Source organism: Mesorhizobium sp. M7A.F.Ca.CA.002.15.2.1 (assembly GCF_003998715.1).
GTDB classification, from domain to species: domain Bacteria; phylum Pseudomonadota; class Alphaproteobacteria; order Rhizobiales; family Rhizobiaceae; genus Mesorhizobium; species Mesorhizobium ciceri.
This window is the reverse complement of sequence record NZ_RZPI01000202.1, coordinates 1-8,200: the sequence shown is the minus strand read 5'-3', so window position 1 is coordinate 8,200 and position 8,200 is coordinate 1. Positions and strand designations below refer to the sequence as shown.

The window sequence follows — 8,200 nt, the reverse complement described above, 5'->3', positions numbered from 1 at the left end:
CCTCTAACCAATCTTGTTCGGGATCCTGGCCTCTATCCTGCTGAAGGCGAAGACCAGAATGCCGGTTATCGTCATGTAGATCAGCGCCAGCAGCAGCAAGGGCTCGTAGGTGAGGTAGGTGTCCTGCCGTACTTTGGACGAAACGGCGAAGATGTCGATGACGCTGATCGTCGCCACCAGCGGCGTCGACTTCAATTGCAGCACGGTCTCGCCGGTCAGCGTCGGCAGCGCCCGGTAGATGGCTTGCGGCAGCCAGATCCGCCGGAACGCCTTCCAGCGGCTCATGCCGAAGGCGCGGGCGGCTTCGAGTTGCCCCTTGGGCACGCCGGCGAAGGCGCCGCGCATCACCTCGCCCTCATAACCGGCGAACGACAGGGTCAGCGCCAGCACGCCATAGGGCCAGGCTTGCCGCAGATATGGCCACATCCAGGATTCGCGGATCCACGGATATTGCGGGAACAGCGAACCCAGGCCGTAATAGAGCAGCCAGAGCTGGATCAGCAGCGGCGTGCCCCGGATCACCGTGCAGAACACCTTGGCGGGTGCGGCGAACCAGAACGAGCCGGCAGCCTGCGCCAGGCCAAGCGGGACGGCCAGCAGGAAGCCCAGCACGCAGGTGACGGCCAGGATCCACAGCGAGCGCCAGAGGCCGATCAAGCCCATTTCATAATATTGCGGCAGCCAGTCCCAGCGCATGAAAAAGGCGGCCGACAGAACAAGGCCCAGTGCGATCAGGATCAGCACGATGCGGTGCGGCTGCAGCCACAGCGACGTTCGCGCGACGACGTCGATGATGGTCGCCTCGTTGGCCATCAGCGCGCCTCCTTGAGCGAAGGCATGCCGCGCCGCGACCAGGTCTCGACCCGGCCGATAACGAGGTTGGAAAACAGCGACAAAAGCAGATAGAGCACGCCCGCCGCGAAAAAGAAGGTGAAATAGGCCTTGGTGACGCCCGCTGCCTGCCGCGTTGCCAGCGCCAGCTCGTAGAAGCCGACAACAGCCAATAGCGCGGTGTCCTTGGTGGCGATCAGCCAGAGATTGGCGAGGCCCGGAATAGCGAAGGGCAGCATTGACGGCAAGGTGATGCGCCGCAACATCAGGCCCGGAGACATTCCATAGGCGCGGGCGGCTTCGATCTGGCCCTGCGGAATGGCCAGGATCGCGCCGCGTATCACCTCTGTCGAATAGGCGCCCTGGACGAAGCCGAGCACGGCGATGCCGGCGGCAAGGCCGCTCACGTCGACGCGCTGATAACCCATGGCCGTCAGCGCCTGATTGATCAGGTCGGTGCCGGCGTAATAGAGCAGCAGGATCAGCACCAGTTCGGGCACGGCGCGCACGATGGTGGTGTAAACCGCCAGGAGATCGCGCACCACCGGCCCGCCATAAAGCTTGCCATAGGCGCCGCCGGTGCCGATCAGAAGGCCGAGGCACGTGGCGCCCAGCGCGATCTCGATCGAATGCAGCAGCCCAACCAGAAGCGCCCCGCCCCAGCCTGGCGGGTAGGGCGAGAGAAGCTCGGTGATGCCGGCCGCGGAGGCCGAAAGAAGTGCGTCGATCAGCGTCGCCCCCGAAGTGCTGACTAACCGCCGACGGCTGCGTCGGCGGCAAACATGCCTGGGAAAGATCGAGCAGGTGGGGCATGGCGCGACGCCACACCCCACAGCTCATACGAGGATCGTCAGTTCGACTGCGCGCCGCCGCCGCCGTAAATGTCGAAATCGAAGTATTTCTTCGAGATCTCGTCATATTTGCCGTTGGCGCGGATCGCCTTGATGCCGGCGTTGATTTTGCCCTTCAGGTCGGTGTCTTCCTTGCGCACGCCGGCGCCGACGCCCGGTCCGAGCACTTCGTCATCGGGAGCGACCATGCCCTTCAGGTCGCAGCAGGCTTTGCCCTGGTCGGATTTGAGGAATTCGCCAAGCGCGATGGAATCGGCCTGCACCGCGTCGAGACGGCCGGCGGCCAGATCGTTGTTGGCCTCGTCCTGGGTCTGGTATTCCTTGATCTCGGAGGCTGTGCTGCCAAAGTGCTTCTTGGCATAGACAGCGTGCACCGTCGACACTTGCACGCCGACGATCTTGCCCTTGAGGTCGTCCGGAGCGGAGCCGAATTTCTGGTCCTTCGGGCCGATGATCGCGGTCGGCGTGTTATAGTACTTGTCCGAGAAATCGATCGTCTTCGCGCGTTCGGCGGTGATCGACATCGAGGAGACGATGAGGTCGATCTTCTTGGTCGTCAGAGCCGGGATGATGCCGTCCCAGGCAACCGGGGTGATGACGCAATCGAGCTTCTCCTCGGCGCAGACGGCGTCGATGAAGTCGATCTCCCAGCCGATCCATTTGCCCGAAGCATCGGGCGAGGTGAAGGGCGGATAAGGCTCGGCGGCGACGCCGATCTTGACCGGATCGGCCTTGGCCACGCCCATGGCGGCGACGCCGAGCAGCAGCGCTGCGGCAAATGTCTTCAGAACGGTCTTCATTTCATGACTCCCAGTTTGTTGTTGGTTCCCGGTTTTCTTCCGTCCCGGCTTGCCTAGCCGATGTTGCGGATGAACTGCTTCAGCCTTTCGGATTTCGGTGCGCCGAAGATCTGCTCCGGCGGCCCTTCTTCCTCGACCAGCCCGTTGTAGAGGTAGACGACATGGGTCGCGACCTCGCGGGCGAACTTCATCTCGTGGGTGACCAGCACCATGGTGCGGCCTTCGCGCGCCAGGTCGCCGATCACCTTCAGCACCTCGCCGACCAGTTCGGGATCGAGCGCGGAGGTGGGCTCGTCGAACAGCATGACGCGCGGATTGATGGCCAGCGCCCGGGCGATCGCGGCGCGCTGCTGCTGGCCGCCCGACAGATAGGCCGGATAGACGTCGCGCTTTTCAGCCAGACCGACACGGGCGAGCAGCCTCTCGGCCTCGCCGATCGCCACATCGCGCTTGACGCCAAGCACATGCACCGGAACCTCGATGACGTTTTCGATCAGCGTCATGTGGCTCCACAGGTTGAAGTTTTGGAACACCATGCCGAGCTTGGAGCGGATGCGCTCGATCTGCTTGCGGTCGGCCGGAATGGTGTGGCCGTGGCTGTCGGCCTTGAGCTTGATCTCCTCGCCATTGACGCGAATGATGCCGCTGGTCGGGTTTTCCAGGCAGTTGATGCAGCGCAGCAGGGTCGATTTGCCGGAGCCCGAGCCGCCGATGATGGCGATGACCTCGCCGTCGCGCGCCGACAGCGAGACGCCCTTCAGCACATGCAGCTCACCGAACTTCTTGTGCAGGTTCTCGACATGGATGGCTTCGGCGGCGCCGTCCTGCGCCTTGCCGGATCGGACTGCGGCAGCTTCCACCACGCTCACCGGGTGACCTCTATCGGGTCGGCTGCGGTTCGTCGAACGTGTATCCGGCTAATTAACATATACGCTGTACTGCCCCGCTCCAGACTTCAGCATGGACCCAACGGCGAGAGCCCGTCAATCCTGCTTATTACGGCACTTGCGAGCTTGTTGTGCAAGTGTATAAATAGCCTTCCATGAAATTTTCTCGATTTTTTTCAGCGAAAAAGGACTTCGATGAGCGCTTTCGGATCACAGTCCATGGCGGCGCCGCTGCGCCGCGTGCTGATGCGGTCGGCGGCCAACGCCATGCGCAATGCCGACAGGGCTGCCTGGCACTATGGCCCCGGATTCAATCCGGCGAAAGCGGCATCGCAGCACGCGCTCCTTGCTGAACTGGTGGCGGCTTCCGGTGCCGAAATCGAATGGATCGAGGACACGGCGGATGGACTTTCGGACTCGGTGTTCACGCACGACCCGTCGCTGATGACCGATCGCGGCGCGCTGATTCTGTCCATGGGCAAGCCGTTGCGCGCCAGGGAGCCCTCGCTGCATGAGGAAACCTACCGAAGGCTGGGCATTCCAATCCTGGGCCGCGTCGAGGTTCCTGGCCAGGTCGAAGGCGGTGATTGCGTATGGCTCGATGCCCGTACGCTGGTGATCGGGCGCGGTGTCCGCTCCAACCAGGAAGGCATCCAGCAGGTTTCCAACCTGCTGACGCCGCTGGGCGTTTCCGTCTACGGCTTTGATCTTCCGCTGTGGCAAGGCGAAGAAGCGTGCCTGCATCTGATGTCGGTGATCAGCCCGCTGGCCGACGACCTCGCATTGGTCCATTCACCGCTTTTGCCGGCCCCATTCTATCAGATGCTGAAGGCGCGTAACATCCGGCTGGTCGAAGGCGACGCCGAAGAGTTCGCGGCTTCCAACGGCCTTAGCCTGAACGTGCTGCCGACCAGCCCACACAAGATCATTGCCGTCGCAGGCTTTCCAAAGACCAAAGCCGCGATGGAAGCCGCCGGCTGCACGGTCGAAATCTTCGAGGCGGATGCGCTCTGCATCGCCTGCGAGGGCGGGCCGACATGCCTGACGCGACCGATCCTGCGCCAATGAATATGCCATCCCGCCGCAGGTTCCGTCGCGAGGGCGAGGAGCGGCGGCGGCAGGATCTGATCGAGGCCACTCTGGACAGTGTGGCGGAACATGGCCTGCAGGGCGCCACCTTGCGCACCATCGCATTGCGTGCCGGCGTCACCGCCGGGCTGATCCGGCACTATTTTCCCGGCAAGGAAGAATTGCTGCAGGAAGCCTATGCAGCGCTGATGGGCCGCATGACCGAGCAGGCGAAAGCGGCTTTGGTCATGGAGAATGCCTCGCCTCGCCAGCGCCTTGCGGCTTTCGTCACCGCCAACCTCAATGCGCCGATTATCGACGCGCGGGTGTTTTCGCTCTGGGCAACCTTCATCGGCCGCGCCAGAGCGGATCCGACCTTGGCCCACGCCCACCGCGAAGGCTACCTTGGTTTTCGCAATGAGGTGGAAGCGGTTGTGGCCGAGGTGCTCGCCGCCGAACGGCGCAAATCGGACGCAAGCCAATTGCGCCACCATGCCATCGCGATTAATGCGATCATCGACGGACTCTGGATCGAAGGCTGCCTGGCCGGCGAGATGTTCTCGCCCGGCGAATTGGCGGCGATCGGCATCAAGGCCGTCGAGGCCGAACTAGGCCTCGCGCCGGAAGGGGAGGAAAACCAATGACGACACTCGGCGAAGCGCTCATTTCGCTGCTCGAAGCCCATGGCGTCGACACGGTCTTCGGGATTCCCGGCGTCCACACGGTAGAACTCTACCGCGGGCTAGCGCGCTCCAAGATCCGCCACGTCACACCGCGTCACGAACAGGGCGCCGGCTTCATGGCCGATGGCTACGCACGCGCCAGCGGCAGACCGGGCGTCGCCTTCGTCATCACCGGACCGGGGCTGACCAACACCATCACCGCCATGGGGCAGGCACGTGCCGATTCGGTGCCGATGCTGGTGATCTCAGGCGTCAACGCCACGCCGACGCTGGGCAAGGGGCTGGGCCATCTGCACGAATTGCCGGATCAGCGCGGCATGATGGAGAAGGTGGCGCTGTTTTCGCAGCGCGTTACCGAGGCTGGCGAATTGCCCGGCGCGCTGGCGCAGGCCTTCGCCCTGTTTTCATCGGCCCGGCCCGGCCCGGTGCATATCGAGATCCCGACCGACGTCATGGTCAAGCCGGCGGATGGCATCGCTGCCATGCTGAGCAATGTGACGCCGCCCGTGCCGGAAGGTGTCGCAATTGCCAACGCGGCCAAACTCATCAGTGCAGCGCGCCGCCCGCTGATCCTGGTCGGCGGCGGCGCCAAACGCGCCGAAGCGCCACTGCGGCGTCTGGCCGAACGGCTGGGGGCGCCGGTCGTCCAGACCACCAATGCGCGCGGCCTGCTGCATGGTCATCCGCTTTGCGTGCCGGCCAGTCCCAGCCTGAAGACAGTACGGGCGCTGATGGCCGACGCCGACCTGGTGATTGCCGCCGGCACCGAATTCGGCCCGACCGACTATGACGGCTACAGCGATGGCGGCTTCGTCCTGCCCGCCAACCTGATCCGCATCGATATCGGCGCGGACCAGCTTGCCCGCCGCCCGGCGACGGTTTCGATCCAGGCCGATTGCGCCGAGGCGCTCGAAGCACTGCTTCTGGAAACCCGCCATGTCCGGGCAAGCGAGGGCGGTTCGTCGCGCGCCGCTACTACACGCAAAGCAGCCTTTGCCGAGCTCAATCCGACACTGCAGGGGCAGATGCGCGCCGTCGAGATGATCCGCGACGCTTTGCCGGGCGCGCTCATCGTCGGCGATTCGACGCAGCCGATCTATGCGGCCAACCTCTATTACGACCATGATCGGCCAGGCGGTTGGTTCAATGCCGCCACCGGCTTCGGCGCGCTTGGCTACGGCCCGCCGGCCGCAATTGGCGCGGCCCTTGCGATACCCGATGCGCCGGTCGTCTGCCTCACGGGTGACGGCGGCTTCCAGTTCACGCTGCCGGAACTGGGCGCCGCGCTCGACGCGCGGGTACCGGTCATCTTCGTCGTCTGGAACAACAGAGGCTACCGCGAGATCGAAACCTCGATGCTCGATGTCGGCGTCGAGCCGGTTGGCGTATCGCCGGCGCCGCCGGATTTCTGCAAGCTGGCCGAGGCTTATGGCATCGGCGCCGAACGGCTTGCCGATATCGACGCTCTCGCGGACGCGCTGAAGCGCGCCCGGGCCACCGGACTGCCGCGCGTCATCGAAATCACAGTTGACTGAAGCGCGGGTTTCCCGTTTTGGCGGGCCACGGCTGAAGTGTCGGACGCATGCAAAGACGCGACAACTGCCATGTCGAGATGTCAATTGAGTGATGGCGCAAAAGGCGCGACGCTTCGCGTCGGCGGCACAGAAATGACCTAACGATAAAAAAATGACAGGAGCGTCCAAGATGACGGAAACACTTGAAGGCAAGCATATCGTCGTGACTGGTGGGACCGGTGCGCTCGGCGGTGCGGTTGTCGGCAAACTGCTGAGCGACGGCGCGATCTGCCATGTGCCCAATGCTCATGCCGCCGCCCCTACGCATTTCCCCTTAACCTCGCATGACCGTGTCCAGCTGGTGCACAACGTCGATCTCTCGGACCCCGCGAAGGTCGAAGCGTTCTATAGCCAGGTTCCGGGCCTTTGGGGCTCGATCCATCTGGCTGGCGGCTTCACCTCGGCGCCTGTTGAAAAGATCGAGTCGGCGTCCTTTGCCGAGATGATGGACACCAATGCGCGCACCGCCTTCCTGTGCTGCCGCGCCGCGATCCGCTCGATGCTGTCGTCGGACACGGCGGGCCGCATCGTCAACGTCACCGCGCGCGCCGGGCTCGATCCGCGGCGCGGCGCCGGCATGGTCGCTTACGCCGCCAGCAAGGCGGCGGTGGCAGCCATGACGGTGGCGATGGCCGAAGAGCTGAAGCACAAGGGCATCCTGGTCAATGCCGTGGCGCCGTCGACGCTAGATACGCCGGCAAACCGCGCCGATATGCCGGATGCCGATGTCACAAGATGGGTCAGCCTCGAAGCCGCCGCCGAGGCCATCGCCTATCTCGCCTCGCCGGCCAATCAGGCGATGAGCGGCACGCTGGTGCCGCTTTACGGCAGGGCGTAACTTTCCAACCTTTACCTAGGTCAAAAAAAAACCCCGCCGGATCGCTCCGGCGGGGTTTTGTTTTGGAGCCTGTGCGAAGGCTTCGCGGTGCGAAGACTTAGCTGCCCTGCTTCTTCAGCGCGGCACCCAGGATGTCGCCCAGCGAAGCGCCGGAGTCGGTCGAGCCGTACTGAGCGACCGCTTCCTTCTCTTCGGCGATTTCCAGCGCCTTGATCGAGACCTGCAGCTTGCGGGTCTTCTTGTCGAAGGCGATGACGCGGGCATCGACCTTCTGGCCGACGGTGAAGCGCTCGGGGCGCTGCTCGTCGCGGTCACGGCTCAGGTCGGAGCGCTTGATGAAGGTTTCGATACCGCTGTCGACCAGCCGCACTTCCAGACCGCCATCCTTGACGCCGATGACTTCGCAGGTGACGACCGCGTTCTTGCGCAGTTCGCCTGAAGTCGCCGCTTCGCCGACCGTATCCTTGGCCAGCTGCTTGATGCCGAGCGAGATGCGCTCCTTGTCGATGTCGACGTCGAGCACCTGCGCCTTGACCATGTCGCCGCGATTGTACTCTTCGATGACCTGCTCGCCCGGACGGGTCCAGTCGAGGTCGGAAAGGTGCACCATGCCGTCCACGTCGCCTTCGAGGCCGATGAACAGGCCGAACTCGGTCTTGTTCTTGACC

9 protein-coding genes are annotated in these 8,200 nt (G+C 63.9%); 4 read left to right on the top strand and 5 right to left on the bottom strand.

Going from position 1 to position 8,200, the window contains the following annotated elements; genetic code table 11:
- Positions 1-3: 3 nt before the first annotated feature.
- The 4 genes from ENZ74_RS13765 to ENZ74_RS13750 form a co-directional block, all read right to left on the bottom strand.
- Positions 4-813 (bottom strand): ABC transporter permease, encoded by an 810-nt coding sequence (locus tag ENZ74_RS13765; protein WP_013528191.1) that lies wholly within the window; start codon positions 811-813, stop codon positions 4-6.
- Positions 813-1,526 carry an ABC transporter permease gene (locus tag ENZ74_RS13760; RefSeq protein WP_196815384.1) on the bottom strand — a complete coding sequence of 238 codons (714 nt, stop codon included), beginning with the start codon at positions 1,524-1,526 and terminating at the stop codon, positions 813-815. The genes ENZ74_RS13765 and ENZ74_RS13760 overlap by 1 nt, the downstream gene beginning before the upstream one ends.
- A 155-nt stretch (positions 1,527-1,681) precedes the next feature.
- Positions 1,682-2,482 carry a transporter substrate-binding domain-containing protein gene (locus ENZ74_RS13755; protein ID WP_063169843.1) on the bottom strand — a complete coding sequence of 267 codons (801 nt, stop codon included), beginning with the start codon at positions 2,480-2,482 and terminating at the stop codon, positions 1,682-1,684.
- A gap of 53 nt (positions 2,483-2,535) precedes the next feature.
- Entirely contained in the window at positions 2,536-3,351 is an 816-nt protein-coding gene (locus tag ENZ74_RS13750; RefSeq protein ID WP_063169844.1) for an ABC transporter ATP-binding protein, read from the bottom strand.
- A gap of 213 nt (positions 3,352-3,564) precedes the next feature.
- Between ENZ74_RS13750 and ENZ74_RS13745 the strand changes: the two genes are divergently transcribed.
- The 4 genes from ENZ74_RS13745 (at position 3,565) to ENZ74_RS13730 (ending at position 7,532) form a co-directional block, all read left to right on the top strand.
- Positions 3,565-4,437, top strand: a complete 873-nt coding sequence (locus tag ENZ74_RS13745; RefSeq protein WP_024501898.1) for a dimethylarginine dimethylaminohydrolase family protein — start codon at positions 3,565-3,567, stop codon at positions 4,435-4,437.
- Positions 4,434-5,081 (top strand): TetR family transcriptional regulator C-terminal domain-containing protein, encoded by a 648-nt coding sequence (locus ENZ74_RS13740; protein ID WP_032809890.1) that lies wholly within the window; start codon positions 4,434-4,436, stop codon positions 5,079-5,081. The genes ENZ74_RS13745 and ENZ74_RS13740 overlap by 4 nt, the downstream gene beginning before the upstream one ends.
- A complete protein-coding gene (locus ENZ74_RS13735) occupies positions 5,078-6,655 on the top strand; it encodes a 5-guanidino-2-oxopentanoate decarboxylase (RefSeq protein ID WP_063169845.1) in 1,578 nt (525 codons plus the stop codon). The genes ENZ74_RS13740 and ENZ74_RS13735 overlap by 4 nt, the downstream gene beginning before the upstream one ends.
- A 169-nt stretch (positions 6,656-6,824) precedes the next feature.
- Entirely contained in the window at positions 6,825-7,532 is a 708-nt protein-coding gene (locus ENZ74_RS13730) for an SDR family NAD(P)-dependent oxidoreductase (protein ID WP_063169846.1), read from the top strand.
- 97 nt (positions 7,533-7,629) lie between these two features.
- Here the strand turns inward: ENZ74_RS13730 and ENZ74_RS13725 are convergent.
- A partial coding sequence (locus ENZ74_RS13725) for a S1 RNA-binding domain-containing protein (protein ID WP_127312813.1) occupies positions 7,630-8,200 on the bottom strand: 571 nt, incomplete at its 5' end.